Annotated in this window: 17 protein-coding genes and 1 riboswitch; of the genes, 14 read left to right on the top strand and 3 right to left on the bottom strand. The window is 50.6% G+C overall.

What is annotated here, in order from left to right; translation table 11 throughout:
* Window positions 1-219: 219 nt before the first annotated feature.
* The 12 genes from AB4124_RS25085 (at window position 220) to AB4124_RS25030 (ending at window position 10,367) form a co-directional block, all read left to right on the top strand.
* Entirely contained in the window at window positions 220-1,167 is a 948-nt protein-coding gene (locus AB4124_RS25085) for a ring-cleaving dioxygenase (protein WP_441974538.1), read from the top strand.
* Window position 1,168: 1 nt separating this feature from the next.
* Window positions 1,169-1,780 carry a flavin reductase family protein gene (locus AB4124_RS25080; RefSeq protein ID WP_076325304.1) on the top strand — a complete coding sequence of 204 codons (612 nt, stop codon included), beginning with the start codon at window positions 1,169-1,171 and terminating at the stop codon, window positions 1,778-1,780.
* Between the two features lie 187 nt (window positions 1,781-1,967).
* The gene (locus tag AB4124_RS25075; RefSeq protein ID WP_076325305.1) at window positions 1,968-2,711 is read left to right on the top strand and encodes an SDR family NAD(P)-dependent oxidoreductase; all 744 of its coding nucleotides are present in this window, start codon (window positions 1,968-1,970) and stop codon (window positions 2,709-2,711) included.
* Window positions 2,712-3,133: 422 nt separating this feature from the next.
* Window positions 3,134-3,279, top strand: a riboswitch (cyclic di-AMP (ydaO/yuaA leader).
* A gap of 350 nt (window positions 3,280-3,629) precedes the next feature.
* Window positions 3,630-4,484, top strand: a complete 855-nt coding sequence (ehuB, locus tag AB4124_RS25070; protein WP_441974537.1) for an ectoine/hydroxyectoine ABC transporter substrate-binding protein EhuB — start codon at window positions 3,630-3,632, stop codon at window positions 4,482-4,484.
* A 1-nt stretch (window position 4,485) separates the two neighbouring features.
* Entirely contained in the window at window positions 4,486-5,139 is a 654-nt protein-coding gene (gene ehuC, locus AB4124_RS25065) for an ectoine/hydroxyectoine ABC transporter permease subunit EhuC (protein ID WP_076325306.1), read from the top strand.
* A gap of 2 nt (window positions 5,140-5,141) precedes the next feature.
* A complete protein-coding gene (ehuD, locus tag AB4124_RS25060) occupies window positions 5,142-5,804 on the top strand; it encodes an ectoine/hydroxyectoine ABC transporter permease subunit EhuD (protein ID WP_215161867.1) in 663 nt (220 codons plus the stop codon).
* 13 nt (window positions 5,805-5,817) lie between these two features.
* Complete coding sequence (gene ehuA / locus AB4124_RS25055) at window positions 5,818-6,675, top strand: ectoine/hydroxyectoine ABC transporter ATP-binding protein EhuA (RefSeq protein ID WP_083659798.1); 858 nt, start codon at window positions 5,818-5,820, stop codon at window positions 6,673-6,675.
* 25 nt (window positions 6,676-6,700) lie between these two features.
* Window positions 6,701-7,213 (top strand): diaminobutyrate acetyltransferase, encoded by a 513-nt coding sequence (ectA, locus tag AB4124_RS25050; protein ID WP_215161873.1) that lies wholly within the window; start codon window positions 6,701-6,703, stop codon window positions 7,211-7,213.
* 16 nt (window positions 7,214-7,229) lie between these two features.
* Window positions 7,230-8,522 (top strand): diaminobutyrate--2-oxoglutarate transaminase, encoded by a 1,293-nt coding sequence (ectB, locus tag AB4124_RS25045; RefSeq protein ID WP_441974536.1) that lies wholly within the window; start codon window positions 7,230-7,232, stop codon window positions 8,520-8,522.
* Window positions 8,519-8,911, top strand: coding sequence for an ectoine synthase (locus tag AB4124_RS25040; RefSeq protein WP_076325310.1), 393 nt, complete (start codon window positions 8,519-8,521; stop codon window positions 8,909-8,911). Before ectB ends, AB4124_RS25040 begins: the two co-directional genes overlap by 4 nt.
* A 14-nt stretch (window positions 8,912-8,925) precedes the next feature.
* Window positions 8,926-9,834 carry an ectoine hydroxylase gene (thpD, locus tag AB4124_RS25035; RefSeq protein ID WP_441974535.1) on the top strand — a complete coding sequence of 303 codons (909 nt, stop codon included), beginning with the start codon at window positions 8,926-8,928 and terminating at the stop codon, window positions 9,832-9,834.
* The gene (locus tag AB4124_RS25030; RefSeq protein ID WP_076325312.1) at window positions 9,831-10,367 is read left to right on the top strand and encodes a DUF2179 domain-containing protein; all 537 of its coding nucleotides are present in this window, start codon (window positions 9,831-9,833) and stop codon (window positions 10,365-10,367) included. Before thpD ends, AB4124_RS25030 begins: the two co-directional genes overlap by 4 nt.
* A gap of 139 nt (window positions 10,368-10,506) precedes the next feature.
* Here AB4124_RS25030 and AB4124_RS25025 read toward each other — a convergent pair whose 3' ends face one another.
* Together AB4124_RS25025 and AB4124_RS25020 are read right to left on the bottom strand one after the other, a co-directional pair.
* Window positions 10,507-11,028, bottom strand: coding sequence for a DinB family protein (locus tag AB4124_RS25025; RefSeq protein WP_441974534.1), 522 nt, complete (start codon window positions 11,026-11,028; stop codon window positions 10,507-10,509).
* An 82-nt stretch (window positions 11,029-11,110) separates the two neighbouring features.
* Window positions 11,111-12,064: a helix-turn-helix transcriptional regulator gene (locus AB4124_RS25020; RefSeq protein WP_441974533.1), complete on the bottom strand. Its 954-nt coding sequence runs from the start codon at window positions 12,062-12,064 to the stop codon at window positions 11,111-11,113.
* Between the two features lie 193 nt (window positions 12,065-12,257).
* Here AB4124_RS25020 and AB4124_RS25015 point away from each other — a divergent pair, with 193 nt between their 5' ends.
* Entirely contained in the window at window positions 12,258-12,482 is a 225-nt protein-coding gene (locus AB4124_RS25015; RefSeq protein WP_076325315.1) for a hypothetical protein, read from the top strand.
* Window positions 12,483-12,510: 28 nt separating this feature from the next.
* On the top strand, window positions 12,511-13,173 hold the full coding sequence (gene rnhA, locus AB4124_RS25010) for a ribonuclease H (RefSeq protein WP_441974532.1): 663 nt from the start codon (window positions 12,511-12,513) through the stop codon (window positions 13,171-13,173).
* Window positions 13,174-13,671: 498 nt separating this feature from the next.
* Here the strand turns inward: rnhA and AB4124_RS25005 are convergent, their stop codons facing one another.
* Window positions 13,672-14,559 carry a helix-turn-helix domain-containing protein gene (locus AB4124_RS25005; RefSeq protein WP_430182335.1) on the bottom strand — a complete coding sequence of 296 codons (888 nt, stop codon included), beginning with the start codon at window positions 14,557-14,559 and terminating at the stop codon, window positions 13,672-13,674.
* Window positions 14,560-14,661: the final 102 nt, after the last annotated feature.

Raw genomic sequence — 14,661 nt, 5'->3', positions numbered from 1 at the left:
CGGTCGCAGCTGCATACTGAAGCCGCCTAAGAGCGTGGAAGCGTTCTTGGCGGCTTTTTGTATGCCCGAGGTTTGAAGGCGCGCTTGACAATGATATGAAAAATATATAATCTTAAATTAAAGATATTAAATTTAAAGATTGTATATTTTAATTATATGAACCAGAAATCATGTATGGAAACATCGGGTTCGACACGAAACAATGAGGAGGCGATAGATATGGCATTACAAACGGCAGGCATTCATCATATTACCGCTTATGCGCAGGATCCGCAGAGGAATGTTGATTTTTATACGGGTGTGCTTGGACTCAGATTGGTGAAGAAGACGGTGAATTTCGATGCGCCTGAGGTGTACCATTTGTATTTCGGGGATGAGGAGGGGCACCCGGGGACTATTATTACCTTCTTTCCGTCTCCTGCTTCGCGAAGAGGGAGACGTGGAGGAGGGCAGGTTGGGTATACAACCTTTGTTGTCCCTGCGGGTGCCCTGCCTTATTGGGAACAGCGTTTACGGAGCTTCGGCGTTCCTGTCATGAAAGCATTCCGTTTTAACGAACATTATCTTCAATTCTCTGATCGCGATGGACTTTCTCTGGAGCTGGTCGAGCGGGAAGACGGACCGAAGAGCAGTTGGTCTGTAGACGATGTGACGCCGGACACAGCGATTAAGGGGTTTGGCGGTGCGGTCCTGTTCAGCAGCAAGTGGAAGGAAACGAAGATAGCGCTGGAGCAGGTAATGGGACTGACCTTCATGGGAGAGGACGTTAACTATGCGCGGTTTCAATCATTAGGGCCCTTCGGCAACGTGATTGATTTACCGATGCGGGATATCCCGTGGGGCGCCGGAGGTGCCGGAACGACCCATCATATCGCATGGCGGGCTCAAGATGATGGTGAGCACGTTACATGGCAAGAGTGGGTGAAACAGCATGGCTTTTTGCCAACGGATATTAAGAACCGCAACTATTTCAAATCGTTATATTTCAGGGAACGAGGGGGGATCTTGTTTGAGATCGCAACCGATCCGCCCGGATTTACGGTGGATGAAGATCTGGACTCACTGGGGGAACAATTGAAGCTTCCTGCCTGGTTTGAACCGGAGCGAGCCCGTATTGAGGAAGGTCTGGAGCCTATTCAAGTCAAAATACAAGAGAGGGGTAACTGAAATGATATCCATTGACCCGAATACCCAAAGCGAACGGGACACCTACAAGCTGCTCATCGGGAGCGTTGTTCCGCGACCGATCGCTTTTGTTACGACATTATCGGAGGACGGTGTGCTGAATGCGGCACCATTCAGTTATTTCTCCATTCTGTCCAGCAATCCGCCCCTGCTGTCCGTTTCCGTTCAGCGGAAGAACGGTACGGCTAAGGATACAGCGAGAAATGCCATGCAAAGCGGCGAGCTTGTCATCCACATCGTGGACGAAGACAACGTTGAAGCCGTGAACGAAACGGCGGCGAACTTGCCCCCGCATGAGAGTGAACTTGACCGAGCGCATTTAACCCCGGTCGTTAGCGAGGTCGTTAAAGTTCCCGGCGTTCTGGAGAGCAAGATTCGCATGGAATGCGTGCTGGAGCAGGTCGTCACTTTGAATGGAGCGGATCAGCTGCCTGGTGCCGATCTGCTGATTGCCCGCGTAGTTCGCTTCCATGTTGCGGAGGAACTTTACGAGCAAGGCCGGATTGACGCTGCCAAGTTGAAGCCTGTGAGCCGTATGGCTGGTAATATCTATGCTTCACTGGGAGAGATGTTTACGATCGAGAGGCCTGTATAACAATGGACAGGCTGGATAAGGTTAGGATGCGGCGAATATTAAGTTGTGAGCGTCCATATGCCGTTATTCGATAGGATGTTGTTCAGGAAAGAAACGGGGGCTTGTGGAATATCATGCCTGGAATATGTTAACTCTACATGAATATGGAACCGATATGATGAATTCACAATATAGGAGTGGTCGACAAATGAAATTTGAATCCAAGGTTGTCATTGTGACGGGAGGCGCCAGCGGGATCGGCGAAGCAGCAGTAAGGCTTTTTGTAGAAGAGGGAGCCAAGGTTGTTATTGCAGATTATTCGGACCGGGGACAGGCTGTTTCGGATGAATTAAGAGGCGCAGGCTTTGAAACGCTGTTCGTTAAGACGGATGTGACCCAAGAACAGGAAGTTGCAAATATGGTGAAGCAGACGGTTGAGCATTTTGGCCGTGTCGATGTATTGTTCGCCAATGCAGGCATTGCTCATGATGCCCCTGCTGATCAGTTGTCGATGGACAACTGGCAAAAGACGATTGATATTAATCTTACAGGGGTGTTCCTGTGTGATAAATATGTAATCCAACAGATGTTATCCCAAGGAACCGGAGGGGCGATCGTAAACTGCGGCTCGATCCATAGCCATGTCGGAAAAGCGGGTGTTACCGCTTATGCTTCCGCTAAGGGAGGCGTTAAGCTGTTAACCCAGTCGATGGGCGCGGATTATGCTCCAAAAGGGATCCGGGTCAATGCCGTATGCCCGGGATACATCGATACTCCGCTTATTAAGGGAAGAACGGAAGCGATCACCGAGCACCTGGTCGGCCTTCATCCGATGGGCCGCTTGGGACAGCCGGAAGAAGTAGCCAAAGCCGTGTTGTTCCTTGCCAGTGAAGATGCATCCTTCATTACAGGCACAAGCTTACTGGTGGATGGCGGATATACAGCCGTATAATCCATGGACCAAAAATCCCGACACTTATCGGGGTTTTTGGTGTGCATTCATTGCTTCATAAAGCGGTTAATATATGATGCTGGCACCAGCGCTCCCGTAACTAGAAGTAAATGAGTCATAATGGGTTTTTAATGGATAATCAAAAATTTTTTTTGGTTCAGATGGAGTGTAGAAGCTTTCCACTGTTTTGGTCTAATTCATGGCATAAACTATCCATCACATGAACGAGTAAGGGAGGCATGGCAAACGCCTGCTATATAGCGAAAAATAGGTATGGGATAAAATCCCTATGTTGTAGGTGGACAGGCTTGAATGAGGCATTTTTCTAGCTTGTCATACACCCCGGAAGAATGGCATTTCTGCGTCTGAATTTCCAGAAAAAGCGGTTAAAGGGGTTTGACTTTTCCTAAACTTCCCTTTATCATGGACACACGCTTAGTTTCCGGCATACATTTTCCGGAAAGCGGGGGAACCAGTTTCACCAGGGGCGAGTCACTTAGAATCATGAGTGTAGGGTACCATCTTACCCGAGTCCGTCAGCTAACCTCGTCAGCAGTGGATGGGTCTTGCATACATAATGGATGTTCATAACAAAGGCCCTTGATTCTCTTAGGGGCCTTTTCTCTATTTTTTGACCCCCTGCTGGCGGAGCTATGTCTAAATCCCCTGTTTGGTGGTCTTTTTGTATTCTGCTAAAGAGGAGGGGCAAGGCCTGCAAATGTTTAACCAATTGAATCAGTCGGATGGCATTGGGTTTAAGCGTGCAAGGAGATGGATGAATCATCTTCCCTGAAGCCCCGACCCGTGCAAGGTGTCTGAATGTCCTTATATCCAAGTTAATATATGTGTTAACAAGGGTAATTTCAACGTGCCATTTTGTAAGGATTGCAAAGTCATAACGAAAGGTTGTGGAAGGTTTTGAAGAGAGTGCTTGTGCTGATGTTGTCAGTGACTATGGTGGTATTGCTTGCGGCTTGCGGTGACAAAGGGAGTACACTGGATCGCGCCATTGAGCAAGGGTATATCACCGTAGGTTTTGCGAATGAGAAGCCTTATGCCTATAAAGAGGCCAGCGGGGAGCTGACGGGAGAAGCCGTTGAGATTGCTCGGGTTATTCTGGAGCGGCTTGGCATCAAGGAAATGAGGGGAGAGCTGACGGAATTCGGTTCACTGGTTGCCGGACTGCAGGCCGAGCGGTTTGATCTAATCACCGCAGGCATGTTCATTAATCCGGACCGCTGCTCCGCCGTATTGTTTGCCAATCCGGAGTACAGCATCGGGGAAGCCATTGCGGTGAAGCAAGGGAATCCGATGGAACTCGGAAGTTATGAGGATATTGCTAATCATGACCAGGCTAAGGTCGCCGTCATGACAGGCGCGGTTGAAATCGGCTATATGGAGAAGTCCGGTATTCCTTCAGACCGGATCATACAGGTCCCCGACCAGGCCTCGGCTATTAGCGCCCTTCAGGCAGACCGGGTACAGGCGATTACCATGACGGGACCCTCTCTGCAGGCGATGCTGGATTCGGCTAGTGATGACAACATCGAACGTGTAACTGATTTCGAGCAGCCGGTCATCGATGGAGAAAGCGTTCGGGGTTATGGAGCTACGGCGTTCCGCCAAGCGGATACCGAGTTCCAGGAGGCTTATAATGCAGAGCTGCAAAAAATGAAGGAATCAGGCGAGCTGCTGGACATTCTGCAGAAGTTCGGATTCACAGAAGAAGAGCTTCCGGGTGAAATGACGGCTGCTGCGCTTTGCGGGGAATAGCATGCCGAATTCGTGGATTGATTTTCTCCCTACGCTGCTAAAAGGGGCGGAGATCACGATTGTGGTAGCTTTCTTTTCAGCCATCCTTGCGGTCGTGATGTCCTTTGCAGCCGGGTTATGCCGACTGTCGAAGCTGTGGATCATTCGCACATTGACAGCCGTGTACGTGGAAGTCTTTCGGGGAACCTCCTTGCTGGTGCAGCTGTTTTGGTTGTATTTCGCTCTTCCGTTCATCGGCATCGAGCTTCCAAAAATGTTGGCGGCCATCCTCGCGATCGGGCTAAACTTCGGCGCATACGGCTCGGAGATCGTCCGAAGCGCTGTGCTGGCCGTTCCGAAAGGACAGTGGGAAGCCGCTTTAGCGCTTAATCTGAAGCCTTGGCAAAGGCTGTGGAATGTGATATTGCCTCAAGCTTCCTTGCGAATGCTTCCCCCTTTCGGGAATCAGCTTGTGGAACTCATCAAATCCACCTCATTGGTTTATTTCATTACCATGGCGGATTTGACGTATCAGGCGATGGTGCTCCGCAACAATTACATCTCCTGGACGACCGAGATTCTGGTATTGCTGCTCCTCATGTATTTTGTCATTGCTACGCTCGTATCGCTGGCAGTTCGACTGCTGGAGCGTAAATGGACAGCGGGGAGGTTATAGTCATGTGGGACTGGAACTATGTGTGGGATATCCTGCCGCAGCTCTTGAGTGCGTTAAAGATGACGGTATGGGTGACGATCTGCGCTTTCGTGGTGGCATTAATCATCGGATTGCTGCTTGCCTTTGCGACGCGGAGCCGATTTAAGCTGTTGTCGCTTATAACCAAAGGAATCATTGAATTTATTCGCAATACACCGCTGCTGGTTCAGGTCTTCTTCCTGTATTACAGTCTGCCGCTCCTAACGGGAATTTCCATTCCGGCCTTCTATGCCGGGGTCATCGGTCTCGGGCTGCATTACAGCACCTATCTGTCCGAGGTGTACCGTTCCGGAATCGAGGGAGTGCCGAAGGGGCAATGGGAGGCTGCCACAGCACTGAATTACACGAAAGCCCAAACCTGGCGAAGTATTATACTGCCGCAAGCGGTGCCGCCAATCATTCCGGTACTGGGCAATTATTTAATTGTCATGTTTAAAGAAACGCCGATTCTATGCGCCATCACGCTGGTGGAGATGATGCTGACGGCCAAAAATATCGTGTCGCAGTCGTTCCGTGCATTTGAGCCGTATACGCTGGTCGGGATTCTGTTCCTGATCATCAGTTATATCGCATCTTTGCTTGTGCAAAGGCTGGAAAAACGTTTGAATCTGCAGCGTGGAAAATAAAGGAGGGAGTCTATTGAATGCCGTTGTGATCGATGAGCAAGCGGAAGCGTCGAAGGTGCCGCAGCAGGAGAACAATCCCGCTACCGCTGCGGGTACCAAGCCGATTGTGAAATATACGGGCGTGACCAAGTCGTTTGGTGATCTCCAGGTGCTTAAGGGTATCAATCTGGAGATGCAGCCGGGAGAAAAGGTGGCTGTGATCGGTCCAAGCGGATCGGGCAAAACGACGATGGGCCGGATGCTGATGACGCTGGAAGAACCCACCGAAGGAACCATCGAGGTTGATGGCGAGCTGCTCTGGCATATGGAAGAGAAAGGGAGGCTGGTTCGGGCCAGCGAAAAGCATTTGCACCGTATGCGCTGCAACGTTGGTATGGTCTTCCAGCATTTTAATCTGTTTCCGCACATGAATGTGCTTCGTAATGTGACGGAGGCCCCGCGTAAGGTGCTGGGTTTATCCAAGGAGGAGGCGGAGGAGCGGGCCGTCTCCATGCTAAGCAAGGTCGGTTTGGCCGACAAGCTGAAGATGTATCCGTCCAATCTGTCCGGGGGGCAGAAGCAGCGGGTTGCCATCGCCAGAGCGCTGGTCATGCGGCCGAAGGTAATGGTGTTTGACGAGGTCACCTCGGCTCTTGATCCGGAGCTGGTCGGCGAGGTGCTGGAGGTCATTCGGGAAATCGCGGATGAAGGCGAAATGGCTATGATGCTGATTACGCATGAGATGGATTTTGCGAAGGAAATCGCGGATCGGGTCATATTCGGAGCCGATGGAAGAATCGTTGAGCAGGGCACGCCGGAGGAGATATTCGATAATCCCCAGAGCGAGCGGCTGCAGAGCTTCCTGCAGCGATTCCGTTCCAACGGAAATTAGTTCTGGAAAGAGGTGATTGTATAGAATGGCTGTGGATACCGAAACCGAAATTGTTTACCGAAGACCGGAAGCACGGGATGGCACCCGGGTGTGGGAGCTCATACGCGACACCGGATCGCTTGATCTGAACTCCCCTTATTGTTACATGCTGCTTGGAGATTACTTCCATGATACCTGCATGATCGCTGAGCATGAAGGAGATATCATCGGTTTTATTTCCGCCTTCCGTTCTCCTCGTAATCCGGAGACGCTGTTCGTATGGCAAGTGGCCGTTGCTAATTCGCATCGGAGGCAAGGCATTGCCAAGGCGATGCTGACAGGTCTCATGAATCAGAAGGCATGCCATGGCGTCCGTTATATTGAAGCTACGGTATCGCCGAGCAATATGGCGTCCCGTCGTTTGTTTCTCGGTTATGCCGAGGAGAAATCCATTCCCAGCACCGTAACCGTAGGTTATGGAGCAGAGATGTTCCCCGATGGGACATCTCATGAAGATGAGCCGTTATTCGTGATTGGCCCCTTTTTCAATGACATTTAAACAAATGGAGGGAACTATGGACAACCAAGTCATGGAGAAACCGAAGCTTACTGTGTTTAACAAGCTGGAATCGGAAGTAAGAAGTTATTGCCGGAGCTTTCAGACCGTTTTCGACAAGGCCCGGAATGCGAAGCTGTGGGATACGCAGGGCAATGAATACATTGATTTTTTTGCGGGAGCCGGTGCTTTAAATTACGGACATAACAATGAGAAGATTCGCGAGAAACTGGTCGACTACATTCTGAGGGACGGCGTCACGCATAGTCTGGATATGGCTACGGATGCAAAGGAAACGTTTCTGACCCGATTTCAGGAAGTCATCCTGAAGCCGCGCGGGTGGGATCACAAAGTGATGTTTCCCGGTCCGACCGGAACGAATGCCGTAGAGGCAGCGCTCAAAATCGCCCGCAAAGTGACGGGGCGCAGCACCGTTCTATGCTTCACGAATGCCTTTCATGGCATGTCGCTGGGATCGCTGGCGGTTACCGGCAATTCCTTCAAGCGCCAAGGCGCCGGCGTGGATCTGAGCCATTCGGTATTTATGCCTTATGACGGTTACTTTGGCGATGACGTGGATACGATGGCATATATGGAGAAGCTTCTGGATGATCCGGGAAGCGGCATTCCGCTTCCGGCTGCGGTGATCGTCGAGGCGGTGCAGGGGGAAGGCGGATTAAACGCCGCCAGCCGGGAATGGCTGCAGAAGCTGACACGCATCTGCAAGGAAAAGGGGATGCTGCTTATTTTGGATGATATCCAGATGGGCTGCGGCAGAACCGGGCCGTTCTTTAGTTTTGATGATGCCGACATTGAGCCGGATATCGTATGTCTCTCGAAATCGATTGGCGGCTTTGGCTTGCCGATGGCGATTACGCTGATCAAGCCGGAGATCGATATATGGGAGCCGGGGGAGCACAATGGTACCTTCCGGGGCAATAATCTCGGATTCGTGGCCGCGGCCGAAGCGCTGAATTATTGGAAAACGAAAGATTTTCAGCTCGATATCGGCATTAGGGAGAATCGGATTCGCCAATCATTGGAAGGCGTTGTGAAGGATTACCCTAAGCTCGTCGGCGATATTCGCGGCAGAGGCATGATTCAGGGGGTTGCTTTTGATAAGCCGGAGCTTGCAAGCAGACTGTCCGAGATCGCTTTCGAGCAAGGATTGATTATGGAAACGTCGGGTCCGCACAGCGAAGTGGCAAAGCTGATGCCGCCGCTGACGATTGAAATGAACACATTGACACAGGGATTGGGGATATTTGAGAACAGTATGAAACAATTAGCTGCAGAGGAGAGGTTGTCATGATTGTTAAACATTTGGAAGAGATCGTGGATACCAAGGACGATATCGATACCAAGACATGGAATTCGAGAAGGCTGCTGCTCACCAAGGACGGCATGGGTTTCTCTCTCAATGATACCCTCATCAAGGCCGGAACGGAGACGCTGATCTGGTACAAAAACCACGTCGAAGCCGTGTACTGCATCGAAGGGGAGGGGGAGATCGAGGTTATCGGGGGTGAAACCTACCCGATATCCCCAGGGATGATGTATGCGCTGGACGGTCATGAGAAGCATTATTTGAGAGCCCGTTCGCAGATGCGGATGGTCTGCGTATTCAATCCGCCGCTTACCGGTGCTGAAGTTCACGATGAGGAAGGAACCTACCCGCTGCTCGCCCCAATTTCAGACTAAGGAGATGATATGCGATGAGTAATAATCATGTGTCGGCCCTTCAGGAAAAAGAACTGGACGTTTATCCTTCAAGAGTGCATGCGGAGCCCCGAATCCTAAAGAGACAGGATCCTGTCGTTCATTCCGAATGGAGTCCGGATGCAGCGTTAACGCAGGAGCAATCCGACTTCTATGAGCGCAACGGATATTTATTCCTGGAAGACTTCTTTGGTCGAGAGGAGCTGTCGAAATATCAGGCGGAAGCCCGGAGTTTGCAGATAACGGCAAGTGAAGCGGACAAGGATGAAGTGATCCGGGAGCCGGGGGGGAACGAAGTGCGGTCGGTATTCGCGGTGCATGAGAGCCATGAAGTGTTCAAGAAACTATCCCAGCATCCGAGACTCCTGGCGATTATGGAATACCTCTTGGGAGGCGAGACGTATATCCATCAATCCCGAATTAATTACAAGCCGGGCTTTACGGGGAAGGAGTTCTATTGGCACTCCGATTTCGAAACGTGGCATGTCGAGGATGGCATGCCACGCATGAGAGCGTTGAGCTGCTCCATTGCCCTGGAGGATAACTACCCTTATAACGGACCGCTTATGGTTGTGCCGGGGTCGCATAAGGAATTCGTGGCCTGCATCGGCCAAACGCCGGAGGATCACTTCAAGGATTCCCTGCGCAAGCAGGAGTACGGTGTTCCGGATCATGACAGCCTGACACGCATGGTGAAGAAAGGCGGTATCGACACGCCGGTTGGCAAAGCGGGCTCAATCGTGATTTTTGACTGCAACATTATGCACGGTTCGAACAGTAACATTACGCCGATGCCGCGCAGCAATATTTTCATGGTTTATAACAGCGTGGAGAACAAGGTCAAGCAGCCGTATTCGGGCCAGAAGCCAAGACCGGAGTATATCGCCACTCGTGATTCTCAATGATCTCGCTGACACTTATCGGTTCCATCATCGGCATCAACGTAGTCTATGTCTCGATCTTTTCGCTGCGGCTGATTCTGATGATCAAAGGCAGAAGGGGGATCGCCTCCCTTCTGGCCATGCTGGAGGTATTCGTCTACCTGCTCGGCCTCAATCTCGTCCTGCAAAATCTGGACAATCCTTTTAATATGGCGGCCTATTGCCTGGGCTTCGGCCTTGGCGTATATGCCGGCAGTCGGATCGAGGAATATTTGGCACTCGGATACATCGTGGTACAGGTTATCGTTAATTCCGTTGAGACGAATCTGGCGATGAACCTGCGGGAGAAGGGATATGGCGTGACCGCCTGGGAAGCGGACGGCAAGGATGGCAAACGGCTCGTGCTTCAAGTGCTCGTGAAACGGAAGAACGAGCGGCGGTTGATGGAGTCACTATCCAAAATGTCGCCGCAGGCGTTCATTATCTCCCATGAACCGAAAAGTTTCAAAGGTGGCTTCTGGGTACGATTGACGGAAGGACGCAAATTGAAATTGTAGAACACATGTAATAGGAAGGCCTGCTTTGGAACCCGGTTCTGGAGCAGGCTTTTTGGGGTGCGGTATTTGCCGGCCTGATACCCGATATGGGATTTCCGGATCAGGGGCAAGGCGCGATTGCCGCTATGCTTCGAGTCATTCAGGTAAGAACCAACTCCTGCTCATTCTGGTACCAAAAAAAAGCGTAGTCGGTCATCGCGGAGGAGCTTCCGAGCTGGCGCATCATGGCGGCAATATTTCCACGATGGTACGTGCCGTGGTTCACGACATGAAGCATAATCTCGGACAGGCGGGTATCCCGGATCCCGGCATAAGGATTATCCAATCGGATGATCCGTTCCAGGTCAGGGTTTTGGCTGAGAAAAGCCGTGAATCGCTCTGACAGCTCGATAAACCGGAGGTTTAGGTCCTCCAGTGAAATGGACTCAAGCTCGTCTCGGAGCTGGAAGGCCTCCGTTAAAGCATGGTTCATGTCCATTCCGGATAAAATGTTCATCCATCCGAGATCCGCCGTGTAGATGTGAATCATCGCTTCGGATACGGTTGGGAAAATGCTCGTTATTTTCCGATTGTACAATTCGCCCGGCAGCTCCAGGAGGCGGTTGAATATCGCTTGGTTGGCCCATACATGGTACTCATACATTTTGACAGGATAGTTCATCGTGATCGTCCCCTTTGGCTTCTTCGTTTTTGCTTTCTTGGGAACATTGTAAATAAAAAAGTATGACAGCGGACTGTCATACTTATGCGTAAACCTTCAGCATTTTTTCTAATTTGGATTGCATGCGCGTCCTTAAGTCAGCGGGCTCAATGATCTCGATATCCTCGCCAAAGCTCAGCAGGGTAGACCAGAACCACCAGGAATCCGGATGTTCGACCTTGAACGTGAGACGGAGCGAGCCGTCATCATGAAATTCCCGCTGCACATCATAGAATTGATCCATTGCTTTGGCCAAGGCCCGGGGGGATACGTGAAGGATAACTTCTATTGCATCGGATGAAGGTTCCCAGCTGTGCTGCTCCCCTCGGTGGAACGGATTCTGCTCTTGAAGATGGGGCCCGTGCGTGTGCTCCTCTGAATGCTGGTGTTGAAAGGGCTCGGCGGATGGGGACAGCTCCGACATTCTCGAAATCCGGAATTCGCGGTAATCGGCTCTGGTTCTGCAGAAGCCGTACAAATACCAGGATCCGAATTTATACATGAGTCGCAGAGGTTCGACTTTACGGCGAATGCGTTCATTCTTGGCGCTTATGTATTGAAATGAGATCACATGCTTGTCAGTAATGGCGCGGCGAAGGAGACGGAGGCTTTCGTTGTAAGAGCGCCAGCTCCCGATATCCATGGACAATCCCTGCGATGCGGAGTTGCCGGAACGGTCTATGGTCTGCAGACGCTGAATGGTATCCATGGCCCGTTCATCCTCAAACACCGTTGACATGCTGTGCAGGATGGTGATCAGGGCGCTGACATCGTAGGAGCCGAGCAAGCTTTTGTCCATCTTGTATTGCTCCATAATGCCATACCCGCCGTTCACCCCTTGAAACGATACAACCGGAATGCCGGCTGCGCAGATCGCATCGATGTCGCGGTATATGGTTCTTTGGGATACGTTATATTTCTCTGCCAGGGCAGACGCGGACAGGATCTCGTTGTTCAGCAGCATGTAAATCATGGATATGAGCCGCTCCAGTTTCATATCGGTTCAACTCCTCCTGTCTGTTTGGGACCTATTCTCCAATGATTCCGTATTATATCATAGGTTTTATGAATATACTGCAGGCGATAATTCGTTCATGCGGATTGGCCGGAACCTGACCGGCTGTTGTTCCATTCCCACTCATTTTGCCGTACAATATAGGAAATCCCATAATACAAGGAGTGTGAGCCTCATGGCCCGTACCAAAACGCAAAAATCGCTCCGCAAAGCGGAACGTGCCGGAACATGGTCAGCCGTCTCGATGAGAAAGACCAACGAAGATTACAGTTCGCTGTCACAGCATGTGAGAGTGAAGCCGACGAAACAGGAACAATTGAATAAGATTAAGCACAGAAAGCGGATCGGAGACGATGGCGCTTTTTTTGTTGGTTTCGGAGGATGTGATATAGTACGCTAGAGAGGTTAGTTCGGAATGGAGGTTTATGATGGCGAAGCAAAAATATTATGTAGTCTGGGTAGGTAAAGTGCCCGGAATTTATACAAGCTGGGGCGAATGCCAACAGCAAGTCAATCAGTTTACAGGTGCGAAGTTCAAGGCGTTCGAATCCCGAAGCGAAGCGGAACAGGCTTATGCGGCAGGTTATAAAAATTACTGGGGGCAGCAGTCCGGAAGCAAGCCCGGCAGTTCAGGCTCCAAGAGCTACAAGCACATCAGCGCATCAGCCGCTGAAGAACCGGGCGAGATCGATTATGACAGCATCTCCGTAGATGTGGGGACGCGAGGAAACCCTGGACCTGTCGAGTATAAAGGCGTGGATACGCAGACGGGAGATATTCTGTTCTCGTGCGGACCGATTTCGAAGGGAACGAACAATCTCGGCGAGTTTCTGGCCATCGTCCACGCGCTGGCTTACCTGAAGAAAATGGGCAGCACCAAAACGGTGTACAGCGATTCCATGAATGCACTCAAATGGCTGAAGCAGAAAAAGGTGGCCACCACGCTTCCGCGCGACGCGTCAACCCAAGAGATCTGGGATCTGGTGGACCGGGCCGAGCACTGGCTTCGAACCAATACATATGAGAACAAGGTGCTGAAATGGCAAACGAAGAGCTGGGGCGAGATTAAGGCTGATTACGGGCGCAAATAAAGAGGGATTACAGAAGGGAAACGTCCGAAATTTTATATAAAGCCGTTGTTTTATAGCAACGTTTATCGCGTCTGGGCGGCACCTTACATTAGGCGAAGACAGGGAGGAGGCTTCCTTGTCTTCGCTTTTTTGATATGCCATTGACCCTAGGATTCAAGTGCAAAAAAATCCAAATCAATGTATGTGGATAATTCAAACTAAGGACGCTTACTTCACACCGGAAGGACTGTGTATAACATTATGAATGGCTTCGTTATACACAGAGTTATAAACATTATCCCCGTTCATTCTGCACAAATCGAATTTCGATCATATATTTCATGGTAGTTATCCAGCGTTTGTGAACAAATGTGGAGAAGTGCAAGCATAACTCCCCATTCACTGGTGGGAGGAGACCGGTTATCCCCAAAACCGGAGGGTAGCCGTTACGCTTGCAGTGGATCTATCCACAATAGGGCGACTTTTATACCGTGAGCTTAGCCGCGAGTACACCTCACCTTATTCCTTCTCGCGGACCTGCTTATAGTATTGATTGGGGGACATACCGACATATTTTTTGAACACCTTGCTGAAATAGAACGGATCCTCCAGGCCGGTCAGATAACCAATCTCCCCAAAGCTGAGGTGGGTGGCCTCGATTAACTCCTTGGCATGATTGATTCGAACCTGATTCACATAGCGCATGATCGTATGGCCGGTAAGCTTGACGAACACTCGATTGATGTAATCATAGTTGCATTCGAATCGCTGCTCGATCTCCGAGCTGATGATTTTCTCGGCGTAATGTTCATGGATGTAGTCGAGCAGCGCATGCACCTTCATATAAGACTTGGTGTGCGGGCTGTTCTTCTCCAGCTCATCGAACAGGCTCTCACGGGACAGCTCGATCAGCATTTCCATGAATTTGAGCGCGGTCAAACTGCGGTTAAAGTGCTTCCGTCTGTACAGCTGCAGCATTTCGCCGAGGGCATGGTACATGTGATGAAGGCTTTTTTTCTGGGTTAGCGTGCAGGTCTTGGGGAAATATAGCTGCCTGCTGTCATCTTTGCCTGCCGTTTGGTTCTCCCCCATGATCCATTGCTTGGCTAACAAGGACAAGGGCCGCTCGGGGGCTTGATGAATATCGGGGTGTTCAAAATGAATATAGTAGTAGTCACAGGGACGTTTCTGTGTTCCCTCGTGGTCCAGATGCGGTTCAAGGACCAGTAAGTCGCCTTTCTTGAGCACATGTGAAACGCCGTTCTCCCGCATATGAAGCTCGCCGCTCTTCACGAAATACAGAATATACTCGTGTGTGTTCCGCTTGAAATGAATCCAGGGGTTCTTGTAGGAGACAAACCCCATCAGTTTGATCCTTGGCACATAGTCAGCGTTCATCGATAGCACGAATTCCACCCTCTCTCCCAAAAAAACGCGAAGTCGTTTTTGTACAAAAAGAGTAACTTTCACACATTCCCGTTCATTGTAACACAGCCTATACTTGGGATG

This window comes from Paenibacillus sp. 2KB_20 (assembly GCF_052115765.1).
In the GTDB taxonomy this organism is placed as follows: domain Bacteria; phylum Bacillota; class Bacilli; order Paenibacillales; family Paenibacillaceae; genus Paenibacillus_AQ.
Note: the sequence above shows the minus strand (reverse complement) of the source record. Positions and strands in the feature narration are given on the sequence as shown.

What these genes read in the sequence shown, in the direction of transcription:
- thpD (WP_441974535.1), top strand. Translation starts at nt 8,926, where the DNA reads ATGAGTAATAATCATGTGTCGGCCCTTCAGGAAAAAGAACTGGACGTT.
- AB4124_RS25025 (WP_441974534.1), bottom strand. Translation starts at nt 11,028, where the DNA reads ATGAACTATCCTGTCAAAATGTATGAGTACCATGTATGGGCCAACCAA.
- AB4124_RS25030 (WP_076325312.1), top strand. Translation starts at nt 9,831, where the DNA reads ATGATCTCGCTGACACTTATCGGTTCCATCATCGGCATCAACGTAGTC.
- ehuC (WP_076325306.1), top strand. Translation starts at nt 4,486, where the DNA reads ATGCCGAATTCGTGGATTGATTTTCTCCCTACGCTGCTAAAAGGGGCG.
- AB4124_RS25040 (WP_076325310.1), top strand. Translation starts at nt 8,519, where the DNA reads ATGATTGTTAAACATTTGGAAGAGATCGTGGATACCAAGGACGATATC.
- ehuD (WP_215161867.1), top strand. Translation starts at nt 5,142, where the DNA reads ATGTGGGACTGGAACTATGTGTGGGATATCCTGCCGCAGCTCTTGAGT.
- AB4124_RS25085 (WP_441974538.1), top strand. Translation starts at nt 220, where the DNA reads ATGGCATTACAAACGGCAGGCATTCATCATATTACCGCTTATGCGCAG.
- AB4124_RS25080 (WP_076325304.1), top strand. Translation starts at nt 1,169, where the DNA reads ATGATATCCATTGACCCGAATACCCAAAGCGAACGGGACACCTACAAG.
- AB4124_RS25020 (WP_441974533.1), bottom strand. Translation starts at nt 12,064, where the DNA reads ATGAAACTGGAGCGGCTCATATCCATGATTTACATGCTGCTGAACAAC.
- AB4124_RS25015 (WP_076325315.1), top strand. Translation starts at nt 12,258, where the DNA reads ATGGCCCGTACCAAAACGCAAAAATCGCTCCGCAAAGCGGAACGTGCC.
- ectA (WP_215161873.1), top strand. Translation starts at nt 6,701, where the DNA reads ATGGCTGTGGATACCGAAACCGAAATTGTTTACCGAAGACCGGAAGCA.
- rnhA (WP_441974532.1), top strand. Translation starts at nt 12,511, where the DNA reads ATGGCGAAGCAAAAATATTATGTAGTCTGGGTAGGTAAAGTGCCCGGA.
- AB4124_RS25075 (WP_076325305.1), top strand. Translation starts at nt 1,968, where the DNA reads ATGAAATTTGAATCCAAGGTTGTCATTGTGACGGGAGGCGCCAGCGGG.
- ectB (WP_441974536.1), top strand. Translation starts at nt 7,230, where the DNA reads ATGGACAACCAAGTCATGGAGAAACCGAAGCTTACTGTGTTTAACAAG.